Below are 13,654 nucleotides of genomic sequence, written 5' to 3' on the forward strand. Positions count from 1 at the left end.
GCGTGGGAATCCGCCGGTCGCTCGTCGTCGCGCTCAGCGTGCTCGCGGCCGCCGGGGTCGTGGGCTGCTCGAGCGACGACGACTCACGCCCGACGCCGGGAACGCCGTCGGTCACCACCGCCGCCGAGTGCCTCAGCCGCGTCCCCGACGACGTGCTCACCACGCTGGGCTGGACGCCGGTCGGCGACGGGGCGGAGGCGACGCAGCGCGGCTGCCGGCGAGAGGCCGAGGAGGGCTACGTCGAGGTGCGCGACCGCCCGGGCGGCTACGACCGGCTCTGCGCGACCCTCGACCGCACCGGCGGGGTCGCCGCGGGTGTGCCGGCCGACTGGCTCGGTGAGCTGCTCGGTCGCACCGTCACCGCCTGCGCGGTCGAGCCGGACGCCGAGGTCGGCGCCACCAAGGTGGCTCTCGAGCGGGACGGCGGCGCGGTCACCGAGGTCACCGTCGCGGTGCTCAGCCCGACCCCTCGGGCGCAGGTGCGCGAGGCCGTCGCTGCACTGATCGGCTGAGTCCCGGGGGACGCCAGCCCACCGCGGCGGCGGCCACACCCACGGCGGCCATCGCCACGAACGCCGTGGCGAGCCCGGCGCGCGAGGCCAGCTCGCCCGCCGCCGACGAGCCGATCGCCTGGCCGAGCACCAGGACCACGAACAGCAGCGAGGTGCCGGCGGCCACCCGTTCGGGAGCCAACACGCCGGTCCACGCGATCAGCGTCGACGTCGCGGCCACGAAGCCCCACCCGAAGACCAGGCAGGCGCCGACGGCGGCGGCGGTGCGGTCGGCGGCCGTTCCGAGCACGGCGGTCGCCGCGGCGACCGTCAGGACGCAGCCGAGCCAGGCCCGCGCGGGATCGGTCCGCGCGACCAGCGCGGCGGTCGCCACGGTGAGTGCGCCCCCGAGCCCGAGGGCGATCCACGCCCAGGTCGACGCCGTGGAGCTCGCGCCCGCCTCCTCGAGCCGGGTGCGGCCGAAGGTCCACACCACCGCGGAGGCCGTCCCGAGCAGCAGTGCACCGAGGGCGGGCGCGACGAGCGCCCCCAGCCACCGCGCACCGCCGGGCCCCGCTGGACCCTCCTGACGGCGTACGACGGGAGCCCGGTCGAGCACCAGCACCGCGACAGCGGCGAGCGCCGTCACGGCGCCGCCGACCACGACGCCGGTGCGCCAGTCCGGCAGCAGCACCAGGGCGAGCAGGCCGGCCGCGACCAGGCCCGGGCCGGTCCCGGAGTTGACGACCGCCTGGGCTCGCGGCGCGGCGGTGGCGTCGACGTTGCGGGCGACGATCTCGACCAGGGCGGGCGAGGCCACGCCCGCCGCGATCGAGGCGAGCACGGCTGACGCGGCGAACAGCGCGGGCCCCTGCGCCAGGGCCATCCCGCCGCAGCCGAACGCCGCGGTCGCCAGCGCGACCACCACCAGCAGTCGCGCCCGGGTGCGTGCGGTCGTGCCGGTCAGCGCCCCGACGCAGTAGGCGAGCGAGGCTCCCGAGGAGACGTGACCAGCGGCGCTCGAGCCGAGTCCGGTCGAGGCCTGCACGTCGGGCAGGAAGAGGCCGTAGGCCAGTCGGACCAGGCCGTAGCACGCTGCGATGAGCCCGGTGCCGGCGACGACCAGCGCGGTCTCTCGGCCGGATCGAAACGATAACGTTCGTTTCATTTCTGCAGTCTAGACTCGCGACGTGGCCACCCGCACCAGCACCCGGACCCGGCTGCTCGACGCCGCGGACGAGCTGCTGTTCAGCCGGGGGGTCGTGGCGACGCCGGTCGACGCGGTGCTGCAGCGGGCCGGGGCCTCGCCGGCCACGCTCTACCGGGCGTACGGCAGCAAGGAGGGCCTGGTCGCCGCGGCGCTCGAGCGACGCCACCAGCACTGGTGCGAGGTCTGGGACGAGGCCGTGGCGGCGGCCGAGGACGACCGCGGCCGACTGCTCGCGGTCTTCGCCGCGCTCGAGTCGTTCCGGGCCCGACCGGAGGGGGCGCGGTGGTGCGCCTTCCTCGGGACGGCGGCGGAGTACGCCGACCCGCCCGCCCCGCTCGCCGATGCGCTGAGGCTGGAGTCCGTGACGATGCTCGAGCGGCTGACCGCACTGGCCGAGCCGGTCGCGGGCGCAGGGGCCGAAGAGCTCGCGCGAGCCCTCGTGCTGGTCGTGTCCGGCCAGCTGGCGCTGCGGCTGCGCGGCGAGGACGCCCCCGGGCTGGGGTGCCGGATCGCGCTGATCCTCGTGGACGACGCCGCCCGGGCGGTCGCCGCAGGTCAGCCCGTCGGCTCGTAGGAGAACGCCGCGGCCGCCTCCCGGACCAGCGCGGTCGCGGTCTCGAGCAGGGCGTTGCGGCCGCGTGAGCGCGAGAGGTGGCGCAGCACGATGCGGCGCATCCCGAGCCCGGGGATGTCGAGTGCGTCGACGCCCTCGGTGGTCTGGGCCTCGAGCGCGAGCGACGGGATGAGGGTGATGCCCTCGCCCGCGGCGACGAGCGCGAGCGCGTTGCGAACGCTGTAGTAGGTGTGCGCCGTCGAGGTGTCGGCGTCGAGCAGGCGGCGCACCCGCTCGATCGCCTGGGCGCTCGCGGCGGAGGGGTCGACGCCCAGCCAGGGGAGTGTGAGCCGGCCGAGGTCGACGACCTCGGTGGAGAAGAGCAGACCGGTGGGCACGACGAGCTTCCACGGCTCGTCGAGGAGAGGTACGTCGGTCGTCCCGCGCGGCGGGGTGTAGCTGCCCTCCGCGTCGAGCTCGACGACCAGGGCGTCGACCCCACCCGAGCGCAGCCCCCGCAGCAGGTCGTCCTCCTCCGCCTCGATGGTGTCGATCCGCAGCCCGGGGTAGCGCGCACGCCACTGCGGCAGCGCGGGGGCCAGGATCGTCGCGAAGAACGACTCGAACCCCCCGACCCGCACGGTGCCGCTCACCTCGGCCACGTCGGTCTCGAGCCGCTCGCGGGCCAGGATGAGCGCCCGCTCGACGTCCTCGGCCGCCTCGGCGAGCGCCAGGCCGGCCGGGGTCAGGACGCTGCCGGTCGGGGTCCGCTGCAGCAGCGTGCGGCCGGTCTCCTGCTCCAGTCGGGTCACCTGCTGGCTCACCGCGGACGGCGTGACCCTCAGTTCGTCGGCTGCTGCGAGAACGCCGCCCGTCCGTGCGATGGCCAGCAGGAAACGCAGACGGCGGGGGTCGATCTCCATTCACGAATACTGAACCCAGAGTCCATCAGAGTGCAATTGCGCTAACCCCTCGACCGTCCCACCATGGACGTCGTGAGGCCGCACGGTGCGGCCCTCGGCAGAGCACGAAGAGGCACGGGCATGATCGCGGCAGCACTGGGTTGGATCGGGACCATCGGCACCATCGGCGCCTACGTCCTGTTGACGCGAGGCACCCTCGGCGCCACCTCGATCCGCTACTCCGTGATCAACGGTCTCGGCGGCCTGCTCGGCGCGGCCGGCAGCTCCGCGGTCGGCGCCTGGCCGAGCGTCGTGTCCAACCTGCTCTGGTCGGGCATCGCCGCGCAGACGATCGTGCTGACGATCCGCGCCCGGCGCCGCGAGCGCCTCGCGCCGGTCGTCGAGCTGCGCGAGCCCGTCGGCGACCCCGAGCCGCCCACCGGGCCGATCCCGGTCGTCAGCGCTGCCTGAGCCGCCCGAGGCGCGCCCTGCGGCGCGAGCCGGCCGCTGACCGGCCGCTGACCACCGGCGCCCCCACCCCGGTGGTCAGCGGTTCCAGCTGCCCTGGTCGCTCATGTCGCCGGTGTCGAGCGACGACAGCGCCGGCCAGGCGTTGTTGGCGTCGAGCCCGTCGAGGCCCGAGTTGAGCGAGCGCCACATGTCGGTGTGCACGGTGGCGTTGGTGTCGAAGTAGGCGTCCAGGGTGTTCCAGAGGTCGAGGATGCGGACGACGGCGTCGCCGATGACCTTGACGGCGGGGCCGATCTCGAGGGAGACCCACTGACCGGCGTTCGTCCCCTCCTTGATCGCGTCGATGATGCTGCCGGCGTACTGCAGCAGGGCGTCGATGACGTCGCGCCAGCTGGACCGGATCTCGTTGGCGGCCTCGGCGCACGCCGAGGCCGCCTTCGTGAGGCCGCCGTCGATGCCGCTGATCGAGTTCTTCTGCTCCCCGGCCACGCCCTGGAAGGACGTGAACGCCTCGCCGGACCAGGACTTGCCGACCTCGCGCAGGATCCGGTCGATGACGATCTTCTCGTCGCGGATGCCGCCCGCCGCGGTGATGTAGGCGGCGTTCATCTCCATCAGCTCCCACGGGTCGCCGGTCCAGTCGTCGACCTTCTCCCAGACGTCGTCGACGAAGTCCTCGAACTCGTCCCAGATGGCCTGGCACGCCTCCTCGAGCTTCTGCAGCGCCCACTGCGCAGCCGCGGCCAGACCCGGGGAGAGCCAGAGCCACGGGGAGCCGGCGGTGGAGTCGTTCCACTGCCGGATGACGTCGGACAGGCCCTGCTCGATCTTGTCGGCGAACTCGTTGAGCCTCGACTCGACGTCGGGCGTGAAGTCGGCGTAGTGGTCGTAGGTCATGCCGGCGTCCCGTCGGGGTTGTGGTAGCGGTCGGCCTGCTCGGCGTCGGTGTCGCCGAAGTCCTGTGCGATGCCCCGGATGATGTCGCCGATCTGGGTCTGGCGCTGGGCTCCTGCCTCCAGGGCGGTGATCATGTCGGCGATGAAGGTGTCGTGGGCGCTGTCGATGCCGGCCCGGCTGGCGAACCAGCCGAACTCCGAGCCGCGGCCCTCTCCCCGGCGGATGGACTCGCACGCCTTGGTGAGCTCCGCCGCGATCCCGTAGAACCCGGCTGCCGCCTCGTCGAGTGCGTCGCGGTCTGCCTTCAGGGTGCCCATGTTCGTCTCCTGCCGCTGTCGTGGCGTCGTCAGGCGGTGGTGCCGTCGTGGCCGCGGTAGGCCGTGGTGCGGCTCGCGGGGGACCCGGACATCGCCTGCGTGAGGGCGTCGGCGAGGCGACCGGTGTCGGCGGCCTGCAGCCACTCCAGGTCGACCTCGAGTCGGTGGAGCTCGCCCGTGCCGGACCGGGTCACGCGCAGGTAGCCGTTGTCCGAGACGCCCACGACCGGGGGCGGCGGCACGGATCGGGGTGCATCCCCTCGCGCCGACTTCCGCAGACGGCGCTGGACCGACGCCGCGCGGGAGACGTCGGGCCGGCGCCCGGGGTCGGGACGGACCTCACCGCGCCGCAGGGCATCGGCCTTCTCCAGCCACGCCTGCGCCGTGCCCGAGGCGGTGAGCGAGGCCAGGAGCCGTGCCCCGTCGGCCGCGCGCAGCGCTTCCCGCGCGGCCGTCTGCAGCCTCTCCGGCGTCCGCAGCCCCGACGGGTCCAGCACCACGACGCGGGTGACGCGGCGCGCGGCGTCGACGGTGATCTCGAGCCGCTCCGCCTCGTCCCGCCCCGACGTCGGCGCCACGTCGCGCGCGACGTCCGCTCCCTCGAGCGCCTGGATGCGGTGGAGCAGCGCGGTGCCCTCGTGGTCGAGGTGCGGCATGGGTTCCCCTCACGGTCGGGTGCGGACGCACGTGCGACGGTCGTCCTGTCAGACGCTCTGCCCCCGATGGGTCGGGGCGAAACAGGCGGGGTTGCCCGGGTCCGCCCGGTGGCATGCTCGGGGTATGCGCCCTCCGCGACGCCCCTGGCGACCGATCGCTTCTCCTCGTCGCGCCGCTGCGGTCGCCTCCCTCGTCGCAGTCGCTGGTCTCGGCGCCGCCTGCGGGGGTGGCTCGCAGGAGCCGACCCCGACGCCGGCGTCCTCGCTGCCGGACGATCTCTGCGCCACCGTGCCCGAGGAGTTCCGGGAGGCGTACGCACTCTCGGCGACGGACCATGCGACGTCGACCGAGGGTGGCACCTCCCGGGCGACCTGCACGATGGACGGGCAGGCAGGGGGCCAGTCGGTCGACGTCACCCTCGAGGTGACCTCGTTCCCGCAAGCCGGGGACCGCTCACCCGCGCAGCGAGCGACCGCCGCGGTCGCGGAGCGCTGCGAGGAGCTGCGCAGCGGGCCTCTGCCGGAGGTGGAGGTCCAGGACAACCGCTGCGTGGCCACCTCTGCCGTGGGATCAGCGGAGGGCGGCGCAGGAGCAGGCGGTCACGTCATCGACGTCTCGCGGCTGCCCGAGGAGGGTGCACTGCTCGTCGTCGAGGTCGAGGCGCCGGGTCAGCCGACCGCACAGGTGGAGTACGACGTGACCGGGCTCGCGACGTCGTACCTCAGCGAGGGCCTGCTGGGCTGAGCGTCGTCCTCAGACGCCGCGCGGGTGCCAGACGGTCTTGGTCTCCAGGAACGCCGTCATGGCGGTGAGCGGCGGCTCGGCCGTCCAGTCCGGCTCCGCGGCGGGGGCACGGACGACCCGCTTGAGGTTGTCGGCGGCGGCGACCTCGTGCTGGGCGGCGACGACGGCGTCACCGGCGAGCCCGGCGAGGTCGATCGCGTTGACGTCCATGTGGGCGGCGAGCCACGGCCCGAGACTGGTGGCGTCACCGGTGAGCAGGTTGACCACGCCACCGGGCACGTCGGAGGTGGCCAGCACCTCCCCGAACGTGACCGCCGGCAGCGGGCGCCGGAACGACGAGACGACGACCGCGGTGTTGCCGGTGACGATGACCGGCGCCACGACCGACACCAGGCCGAGCAGGCTCGAGGCCTGCGGGGCGAGCACCGCGACGACACCGGTCGGCTCGGGTGCGGAGAGGTTGAAGTAGGGACCGGCGACAGGGTTGCTGCCGCCGACGACCTGCTCGATCTTGTCGGCCCACCCGGCGTACCAGACCAGCCGGTCGACGCTCGCGTCGACGGTCGCACTCGCCTGGCGGGCATTGACGCCCTCGGATCGCTGCACGGCCTCGACGAACTGCGCGCGGCGGTCCTCGAGCACCTCGGCGACGCGGTAGACCACCTGGCCGCGGTTGTACGCCGTGCGCCCGGACCAGCCCCCGAACGCGGAGCGGGCCGCGACGACCGCGTCGCGGGCGTCCTTGCGCGAGGCGAGAGCGGCGTTGGCGACCCAGCGGCCCTTGGCGTCGAGCGCCTCGTAGGTGTGGCCCGACTCCGAGCGCGGGAACGCGCCGCCGATGTAGAGCTTGTAGGTCTTGCGGACGTCGGCCCGCGCGGTGGGGGACGGGGTCATCGCAGGTAGGCCTCCAGACCGTGGCGGCCGCCCTCGCGGCCCTGGCCCGACTCCTTGTAGCCGCCGAAGGGGCTCGTGGGGTCGAACTGGTTGAACGTGTTGGCCCACACCACGCCGGCGCGCAGCTGGCTGGCGACCTGCAGGATGCGCGAGCCCTTGTCGCTCCAGATCCCCGCCGACAGGCCGTACGGCGTGTTGTTGGCCTTGGCGACCGCCTCGGCGGGCGTGCGGAACGTCAGCACCGACAGGACCGGGCCGAAGATCTCCTCGCGGGCGATGCGGTGGGCCTGGGTGACGTCGGTGAACAGCGTCGGGGCGAACCACCACCCGGTGTCCGGGAGCTGGCAGGGCGCGGTCCAGCGCTCGGCGCCCTCGGCCTCGCCGGCCTCGCTGAGCTCGCGGATGCGGGCCAGCTGCTCGGGGGAGTTGATGGCGCCGACGTCGGTGTTCTTGTCGAGCGGGTCACCCACGCGCAGGGTCGCCATCCGGCGCTTGAGGCGGTGCAGGACTTCCTCGGCGACCGACTCCTGCACGAGCAGGCGCGAGCCGGCGCAGCAGACGTGGCCCTGGTTGAAGAAGATGCCGTTGACGACGCCCTCGACGGCCTGGTCGAGCGGGGCGTCGTCGAAGACGATGTTGGCGGCCTTGCCGCCGAGCTCGAGGGTGAGCCGCTTGTCGGTGCCGGCGACCGAGCGGGCGATGGCCTTGCCGACCTCGGTCGAGCCGGTGAACGCGACCTTGTCGACGTCCGGGTGGCCCACCAGCGCCTGACCGGTCGCGCCGGCGCCGGTCACGATGTTGACCACACCCGGCGGCAGCTCGGCCTGCTGGCAGATCTCGGCGAACAGCAGGGCGGTCAGCGGCGTGGTCTCGGCCGGCTTGAGCACGACGGTGTTGCCGCAGGCCAGGGCCGGGGCGACCTTCCAGGCGAGCATCATCAGCGGGAAGTTCCACGGGATGACCTGGGCGGCGACGCCGAGCGGCGTCTCGCCGTACCCGCTGTGCCTGAGCTTGTCGGCCCAGCCGGCGTAGTAGAAGAAGTGCGCGGCGACGATTGGCACGTCGACGTCGCGGGCCTCGCGGATCGGCTTGCCGTTGTCGATCGACTCCAGCACGGCGAGCTCGCGGGAGCGCTCGGCGATGATGCGGGCGATGCGGAAGAGGTACTTCGCGCGCTCGGAGCCCGGCATCCGCGACCAGACCCGGTCGTAGGCCCGGCGAGCGGCCTTCACGGCCAGGTCGACGTCGTGCTCGTCGGCCTCGGCGACCTCGGCGAGGACCTCCTCGGTCGCCGGGTTGACGGTCTTGAACGAAGACCCGTGGCCGTCGACGAACTCCCCGCCGACGAACAGGCCGTAGGAGGCCTTGATGTCGACGATGCTGCGCGACTCGGGCGCGGGGGCGTACTCGAGCTCGGTGCGGGCCATCTCAGTCCACCGTCACGTAGTCGGGGCCGGTGTAGCGGCCGGTGGTCAGCTTGATGCGCTGCATCAGCAGGTCGTTGAGCAGGGTGGAGGCGCCGAAGCGGAACCAGTCGGGGTCGAGCCAGTCGGGTCCGGCCACCTCGTTGACGACGACGAGGTTCTTGATCGCGTCCTTGGCGCTGCGGATGCCGCCGGCGGGCTTGACGCCGATCTGCACCCCGGTCGCCTCGCGGAAGTCGCGGACCGCCTCGAGCATGATCATCGTGACCGGGAGCGTCGCGGCCGGCTGCACCTTGCCGGTCGAGGTCTTGATGAAGTGCCCGCCCGCGAGCATCGCCAGCCAGGAGGCGCGGCGGACGTTGTCGTAGGTCGCGAGCTCCCCGGTCTCGAGGATGACCTTGAGGTGGGCCGGCCCGCAGGCCTCGCGCACGGCGACGATCTCTTCGTAGACCTCGAGGTAGCGCCCGGACAGGAACGCCCCGCGGTCGATCACCATGTCGATCTCGTCGGCGCCGGCCTCGACCGCGTCGCGGGTGTCGGCGAGCTTGATGTCGAGCGCGGCGCGACCGCTCGGGAACGCCGTGGCGACGGCCGCGACCTTGACGCCGCTGGCGCCGACCGCGGCCTTGGCGGTGGCGACCATGTCGGGGTAGACGCAGACCGCCGCGACCCGCGGGCAGCTCGCGTCGCTCGGGTCGGGGTGCACGGCCTTGGCGCCCAGCGCGCGGACCTTGCCCTGGGTGTCGGCCCCCTCGAGCGTGGTCAGGTCGACCATCGAGATGGCGAGGTCGAGAGCGGTCGCCTTCGCGGTCGTCTTGATCGAACGGGTCCCGAGAGCGGCCGCGCGGGCCTCGGCGCCGACCTGGTCGACCCCGGGCAGCCCGTGCAGGAACCGGCGCAGGGAGGCGTCCGAGCGGGCGACGTCGAGCGGCGCGGCGGTCGTCCCGGGAGCGTGCTCCTCGGCGTCCACAACAGCGTCCACAGCCATGCCGGTCAGCATAGGCTCGGCCGCGCCGTCCCCCCTCTTCCGTGCCGCCTACCCTGGAGCGGTGGCAGCAGAGCGGACCGAGACCTTCGCGCGCGCGGGTGGGCACGTGAGCGCCGCGCTGGGCCTCGTCGTGGCCGCCGCCATGGTGGTGCTCGGCGTGGTCGACCACGACAACGTGCCGCTCTGGGTGCCGGCGCTCGGGCTGCTGCTCGCCGTGCTGGTGTGGACCTCGACGATCCGCCCGCGGGTGTGGGTGGAGCCCGGCACGCTGGTGATGCGCACGATGCTCGACACCATCCGCATCCCGCTCGCCGCCGTCGAGGAGGTCGCCGTGCGCCAGGTGATGGCCGTGCGCGCGGGCGGGAAGCGCTACGTCACCTCGGGCACCGGGCGCACCCTGCGCCAGGCGATGCGGGGCTCGGCCGTCGAGCGGGCCCGCCAGGAGCGCGGCGGCCTGCGCGCGGAGGCCGACAAGGTCGTCGAGTCCGGCATGGTCTACGGCGACTACGTCGAGCTGCGGCTGCGCGACCTCATCGCCGAGGACCGCGCCCGTCGCGGCGTGGCGGCGTACTCCGCCGAGCTCGAGACGATCGCCTCCGAGACCCGCCGCGAGCCCGCGTGGATCGAGATCGGCGCCCTCGTGGGCTCCGTGGCGTTCCTCGTCGTCGCGGTGCTCGTCTAGACCTCAGAGGCCCAGCGCGGCCCGCACGTCGCCGCCGATGGCGTCGAGGCGCGTCGCGGCGCTGATCCGGGCGGCGTCCGCACCGGCCTCGGCGTCGACCGGCACGACGACCTCGAGGTAGGCCTTGAGCTTCGGCTCGGTGCCACTGGGTCGTACGACGACCCGCGCGCCGTCGGCCAGACGGAACCGCAGCCCGTCGGTGGGCGGCAGGTCGACACTGCCGGCGGCGAGGTCGTCGACCCCCTCGACCACGAGGCCTCCCAGCTCGCTCGGCGGTGCGGTGCGCAGCCGCTCCATGGCCTGGCCGATGAGGGCGAGGTCGGCGACGCGCACCGAGACCTGGTCGGTGGCGTGCAGACCGTGCTCGAGGGCGATGTCGTCGAGGACGTCGAGGAGCGTGCGGCCGGCGGCCTTCTGCTCGGCGGCGAGCTCGCAGAGCAGCAGCAGCGCGCTCACGCCGTCCTTGTCCTTGACGTGCTCAGGGTCGACGCAGTAGCCGAGCGCCTCCTCGTAGCCGAACGCGAGCCCCTCGACGCGGCCGATCCACTTGAACCCGGTGAGCGTCTCGGCGTACGGCTGGCCCGCGGCGGCCGCCAGCTTGCCCAGCAGGCTGGAGGAGACGATGGAGCAGGCGAAGGTGCCCTCGCGGCCGCGGTCGAGCAGGTGGCGGGCGAGCAGCGCGCCGACCTCGTCGCCGCGCAGCATCCGCCACCCGGTGCCGGTCGGCACGGCCGCTGCGCACCGGTCGGCGTCGGGGTCGTTGGCGACCACGAGGTCGGCGCCGTGCTCGGCGGCCAGCGCCATCGCGAGGTCCATCGCGCCGGGCTCCTCGGGGTTGGGGAAGGCCACGGTCGGGAAGTCGGGGTCGGGCTGCTCCTGCTCGGTCACGACGCGAGGGGTGGAGAACCCGGCCGTCTCGAGCACCTGCACGACCGGCGCGCCACCGACGCCGTGCAGCGGCGTGTAGACGATCTCGAGGTCGCGAGGGCCGTCCTCGGCCAGCTCCGCGACGGTGTCGAGGTAGCGGTCGACGAGGTTCTCTCCCAGCACGGATCCCGCCGAGCCGCGGGGGAGGTCGGCGATCGCCCCGACGGCAGCGATCCGCTCGGCGATCTCGGCGTCGGCCGGAGGCACGATCTGGCTGCCGTCGCCGAGGTAGACCTTGTAGCCGTTGTCCTGCGGCGGGTTGTGGCTCGCGGTGACCATCACGCCCGCGGCACAGCCGAGCTCGCGGATCGCGAAGGCCAGCACCGGCGTCGGGAGCGGTCGCGGCATGACCCAGACCTTGAACCCCGCGCCGGTCATGATCTCCGCGGTGTCGCGGGCGAAGTCGTCGCTGCGGTGGCGGGCGTCGAAGCCGACCACGACGGGGCCGATGGCGCCGGTGTCGCGCAGGTGGGCCGCGAGCCCCGCCGCCGCCCGCGTGACGACGACCCGGTTCATCCGGTTGGGGCCCGCGCCGACCGCACCGCGCAGCCCCGCGGTGCCGAACTCCAGGGTGCCGTCGAAGCGGTCGGCCAGGTCGGCCGCAGCCTCGTCGTCGCCGGCCTCGACCCGCCCCAGGAGCTCCTCGAGCTCGGCGCGGGTCACCTCGTCGGGGTCCGCCGCCGCCCACGCGCGGGCCTGCTCCACGAGACCTGACACAGGCCCTGCGCTCACTCCACGGTCACCGTCGGACGTCGCTGCACCACTCACCTCAGCAGCCTAAGACCACACGTACGCCGACCCGGCGCGAAGTGCTGCCGGAACGACGCCGACCCGGCGCGAAGTGCCGCTGGAACGACGCCGACCCGGCGCGAAGTGTCGCTGGAACGACGCCGACCCGGCGCGAAGTGACAGCACTATGCGCCGGGTCGGCGTACATCTGACAGCACTCTGCGCCGGGTCGGCGTACATCTGACAGCACTCTGCGCCGGGTCGGCGTACGTCTGACAGCACTCTGCGCCGGGTCGGCGCACGCCGGACGTCGGGTCAGGCGTCGATGGTCGACATGTCGCCGTAGCGGTCGCCGACGACGGCGTCGCGGGGGACGGCGTCCTCGAGGGCGGCGAGGTCCTCGTCGGAGAGGGTGACGTCGGTGGCGCCGAGGTTCTCCTCGAGGTAGGCGACACGCTTGGTGCCGGGGATCGGCACGACGTCGTCGCCCTGGGCGAGCACCCAGGCCAGCGCGAGCTGGCCGGGGGTGCAGCCGTGCTGGCCGGCGAGCTCGCGGATGCGGGCGACGAGGGCGAGGTTGGCGTCGAGCGCCTCACCCTCGAAGCGGGGGAAGCGACCGGTCGCGCGGCTGTCGTCGGACTCCAGCGAGTCGGCCGTGACCGCCCCGGTGAGCAGGCCGCGCCCGAGCGGGGAGTAGGGCACCAGGCCGATGCCGAGCTCGCGCAGCACCGGCAGCACGGCGTCCTCGAGGTCGCGGGTGAACAGCGAGTACTCGCTCTGCAGCGCGGTGATCGGGTGCACCCCGTGGGCGCGCCGGATGGTCTCGGCGCCCGCCTCGGAGAGCCCGAGGTGGCGCACCTTGCCGGCCTCGACGAGCTCGGCCATGGCGCCGACGGTCTCCTCGATGGGGACGCTCTTGTCGACGCGGTGCTGGTAGTAGAGGTCGATGTGGTCGACGCCGAGTCGCTGCAGGGAGGCGTCGCACGCGGAGCGGACGTACTCCGGCGTGCCGTTGATGCGGACCCAGCTGCCGTCGGGGTTGCGCTCGTTGCCGAACTTGGTCGCGAGCTGGACCTCGTCGCGGCGACCGGCGATGGCGCGTCCGACGAGCTGCTCGTTGGTGAAGGGGCCGTACATGTCGGCGGTGTCGAGGAAGGTCACGCCGAGGTCGAGCGCCCGGTGGATCGTGTCGAGGGCGGTCTGCTCGTCGGCCGTGCCGTAGAACTCCGACATGCCCATGCAGCCGAGCCCGAGCTCGCTGACGGTGAGGGCGGACGTGGTGCCGAGGGTGCGGGTGGTGGTCATGGCTCCCACTGAACTCCCTGGAGTGCGCTCCAGGTCAAGGGGTTGTGGGCGCGGACCGGGTCAGGCGGCCGAGGAGGACACCGCGTCGGTGTAGATGCCGATCTTGTGGTCGATGGCCCCGAGGTGGTCCTGCACCTCGGCGAGCCGGGCGAGCACGACCTGGCGGTGCGCCTGCAGGAGGGCGAGACGCTCGGCCTCGTTGCCCTCACCGGCGCGCACGAGCGCGGCGTAGCGGCGCACGTCACGGATCGGCATGCCCGTGGAGCGCAGTCGGGTCACCATGGTGATCCAGCGCAGCTCGTCCGGGCCGTACGCGCGGTGGCCCGAGGAGGTGCGCGGCACCGGGGCGAGCATCAGCCCGTCGCGCTCGTAGTAGCGCAGCGTGTCGACGCTGAGGCCGGTGCGCTCGGCGGCGTCGGCGATGGACAGTCCGGAGGTGGTCACGCCCCAGTGTCCGACCTGG

16 protein-coding genes are annotated in these 13,654 nt (G+C 73.6%); 5 read left to right on the forward strand and 11 right to left on the reverse strand.

Annotation, left to right across the window (positions count from 1 at the left end; all coding sequences use genetic code 11):
- Positions 1-2 precede the first annotated feature (2 nt).
- Positions 3-512 carry a hypothetical protein gene (locus tag GRQ65_RS07990; protein WP_160876986.1) on the forward strand — a complete coding sequence of 170 codons (510 nt, stop codon included), beginning with the start codon at positions 3-5 and terminating at the stop codon, positions 510-512.
- On the opposite strand, the gene GRQ65_RS07995 is transcribed toward GRQ65_RS07990, so the two are convergent.
- Positions 457-1,659, reverse strand: a complete 1,203-nt coding sequence (locus GRQ65_RS07995) for an MFS transporter (protein WP_160876988.1) — start codon at positions 1,657-1,659, stop codon at positions 457-459. The two genes, GRQ65_RS07990 and GRQ65_RS07995, sit on opposite strands and share 56 nt — an antisense overlap.
- Positions 1,660-1,681: 22 nt before the next feature.
- On the opposite strand from GRQ65_RS07995, the gene GRQ65_RS08000 reads away from it, so the two are divergent.
- Positions 1,682-2,275, forward strand: a complete 594-nt coding sequence (locus GRQ65_RS08000) for a TetR family transcriptional regulator (protein ID WP_160876990.1) — start codon at positions 1,682-1,684, stop codon at positions 2,273-2,275.
- Here the strand turns inward: GRQ65_RS08000 and GRQ65_RS08005 are convergent.
- Complete coding sequence (locus GRQ65_RS08005) at positions 2,257-3,177, reverse strand: LysR family transcriptional regulator (protein WP_160876992.1); 921 nt, start codon at positions 3,175-3,177, stop codon at positions 2,257-2,259. The two genes, GRQ65_RS08000 and GRQ65_RS08005, sit on opposite strands and share 19 nt — an antisense overlap.
- 120 nt (positions 3,178-3,297) lie before the next feature.
- Here GRQ65_RS08005 and GRQ65_RS08010 point away from each other — a divergent pair, with 120 nt between their 5' ends.
- The gene (locus tag GRQ65_RS08010; RefSeq protein WP_160876994.1) at positions 3,298-3,627 is read left to right on the forward strand and encodes a CBU_0592 family membrane protein; all 330 of its coding nucleotides are present in this window, start codon (positions 3,298-3,300) and stop codon (positions 3,625-3,627) included.
- A 75-nt stretch (positions 3,628-3,702) separates the two neighbouring features.
- On the opposite strand, the gene GRQ65_RS08015 is transcribed toward GRQ65_RS08010, so the two are convergent.
- The 3 genes from GRQ65_RS08015 to GRQ65_RS08025 are packed head-to-tail and all read right to left on the reverse strand — an operon-like array spanning position 3,703 to position 5,497.
- The gene (locus GRQ65_RS08015; protein ID WP_160876996.1) at positions 3,703-4,524 is read right to left on the reverse strand and encodes a hypothetical protein; all 822 of its coding nucleotides are present in this window, start codon (positions 4,522-4,524) and stop codon (positions 3,703-3,705) included.
- The gene (locus GRQ65_RS08020) at positions 4,521-4,841 is read right to left on the reverse strand and encodes a hypothetical protein (protein WP_160876998.1); all 321 of its coding nucleotides are present in this window, start codon (positions 4,839-4,841) and stop codon (positions 4,521-4,523) included. The genes GRQ65_RS08015 and GRQ65_RS08020 overlap by 4 nt, the downstream gene beginning before the upstream one ends.
- Positions 4,842-4,870: 29 nt before the next feature.
- Entirely contained in the window at positions 4,871-5,497 is a 627-nt protein-coding gene (locus GRQ65_RS08025) for a hypothetical protein (RefSeq protein ID WP_160877000.1), read from the reverse strand.
- A 124-nt stretch (positions 5,498-5,621) separates the two neighbouring features.
- Here GRQ65_RS08025 and GRQ65_RS08030 point away from each other — a divergent pair, with 124 nt between their 5' ends.
- A complete protein-coding gene (locus GRQ65_RS08030) occupies positions 5,622-6,242 on the forward strand; it encodes a hypothetical protein (RefSeq protein WP_160877002.1) in 621 nt (206 codons plus the stop codon).
- Between the two features lie 9 nt (positions 6,243-6,251).
- Here the strand turns inward: GRQ65_RS08030 and GRQ65_RS08035 are convergent, their stop codons facing one another.
- From GRQ65_RS08035 to deoC, 3 genes are read right to left on the reverse strand one after another with little or no spacing between them, the layout of a single operon-like run.
- Positions 6,252-7,136 (reverse strand): aldehyde dehydrogenase family protein, encoded by an 885-nt coding sequence (locus GRQ65_RS08035; protein WP_160877004.1) that lies wholly within the window; start codon positions 7,134-7,136, stop codon positions 6,252-6,254.
- The gene (locus GRQ65_RS08040) at positions 7,133-8,563 is read right to left on the reverse strand and encodes an aldehyde dehydrogenase family protein (RefSeq protein ID WP_160877006.1); all 1,431 of its coding nucleotides are present in this window, start codon (positions 8,561-8,563) and stop codon (positions 7,133-7,135) included. Before GRQ65_RS08040 ends, GRQ65_RS08035 begins: the two co-directional genes overlap by 4 nt.
- Before the next feature lies 1 nt (position 8,564).
- On the reverse strand, positions 8,565-9,548 hold the full coding sequence (deoC, locus tag GRQ65_RS08045; protein WP_160877008.1) for a deoxyribose-phosphate aldolase: 984 nt from the start codon (positions 9,546-9,548) through the stop codon (positions 8,565-8,567).
- A 61-nt stretch (positions 9,549-9,609) separates the two neighbouring features.
- On the opposite strand from deoC, the gene GRQ65_RS08050 reads away from it, so the two are divergent.
- Complete coding sequence (locus tag GRQ65_RS08050) at positions 9,610-10,230, forward strand: hypothetical protein (protein ID WP_160877010.1); 621 nt, start codon at positions 9,610-9,612, stop codon at positions 10,228-10,230.
- A gap of 3 nt (positions 10,231-10,233) precedes the next feature.
- On the opposite strand, the gene GRQ65_RS08055 is transcribed toward GRQ65_RS08050, so the two are convergent.
- The 3 genes from GRQ65_RS08055 to GRQ65_RS08065 all read right to left on the reverse strand — a co-directional run bounded on the left by GRQ65_RS08055 (position 10,234) and on the right by GRQ65_RS08065 (position 13,635).
- A complete protein-coding gene (locus GRQ65_RS08055) occupies positions 10,234-11,874 on the reverse strand; it encodes a phospho-sugar mutase (RefSeq protein WP_337191563.1) in 1,641 nt (546 codons plus the stop codon).
- A 327-nt stretch (positions 11,875-12,201) separates the two neighbouring features.
- Positions 12,202-13,191, reverse strand: coding sequence for an aldo/keto reductase (locus tag GRQ65_RS08060; protein WP_202387784.1), 990 nt, complete (start codon positions 13,189-13,191; stop codon positions 12,202-12,204).
- 60 nt (positions 13,192-13,251) lie between these two features.
- Positions 13,252-13,635 (reverse strand): MerR family transcriptional regulator, encoded by a 384-nt coding sequence (locus tag GRQ65_RS08065; RefSeq protein WP_160877014.1) that lies wholly within the window; start codon positions 13,633-13,635, stop codon positions 13,252-13,254.
- Positions 13,636-13,654 lie beyond the last annotated feature (19 nt).

The organism is Nocardioides flavescens, from assembly GCF_009823805.1.
Classification (GTDB): domain Bacteria; phylum Actinomycetota; class Actinomycetes; order Propionibacteriales; family Nocardioidaceae; genus Nocardioides; species Nocardioides flavescens.

What these genes read in the sequence shown, in the direction of transcription:
- GRQ65_RS08040 (WP_160877006.1), bottom strand. Translation starts at nt 8,563, where the DNA reads ATGGCCCGCACCGAGCTCGAGTACGCCCCCGCGCCCGAGTCGCGCAGC.
- GRQ65_RS08025 (WP_160877000.1), bottom strand. Translation starts at nt 5,497, where the DNA reads ATGCCGCACCTCGACCACGAGGGCACCGCGCTGCTCCACCGCATCCAG.
- GRQ65_RS08060 (WP_202387784.1), bottom strand. Translation starts at nt 13,191, where the DNA reads ATGACCACCACCCGCACCCTCGGCACCACGTCCGCCCTCACCGTCAGC.
- GRQ65_RS08030 (WP_160877002.1), top strand. Translation starts at nt 5,622, where the DNA reads ATGCGCCCTCCGCGACGCCCCTGGCGACCGATCGCTTCTCCTCGTCGC.
- deoC (WP_160877008.1), bottom strand. Translation starts at nt 9,548, where the DNA reads ATGGCTGTGGACGCTGTTGTGGACGCCGAGGAGCACGCTCCCGGGACG.
- GRQ65_RS08020 (WP_160876998.1), bottom strand. Translation starts at nt 4,841, where the DNA reads ATGGGCACCCTGAAGGCAGACCGCGACGCACTCGACGAGGCGGCAGCC.
- GRQ65_RS08010 (WP_160876994.1), top strand. Translation starts at nt 3,298, where the DNA reads ATGATCGCGGCAGCACTGGGTTGGATCGGGACCATCGGCACCATCGGC.
- GRQ65_RS08015 (WP_160876996.1), bottom strand. Translation starts at nt 4,524, where the DNA reads ATGACCTACGACCACTACGCCGACTTCACGCCCGACGTCGAGTCGAGG.
- GRQ65_RS08035 (WP_160877004.1), bottom strand. Translation starts at nt 7,136, where the DNA reads ATGACCCCGTCCCCCACCGCGCGGGCCGACGTCCGCAAGACCTACAAG.
- GRQ65_RS07995 (WP_160876988.1), bottom strand. Translation starts at nt 1,659, where the DNA reads ATGAAACGAACGTTATCGTTTCGATCCGGCCGAGAGACCGCGCTGGTC.
- GRQ65_RS08005 (WP_160876992.1), bottom strand. Translation starts at nt 3,177, where the DNA reads ATGGAGATCGACCCCCGCCGTCTGCGTTTCCTGCTGGCCATCGCACGG.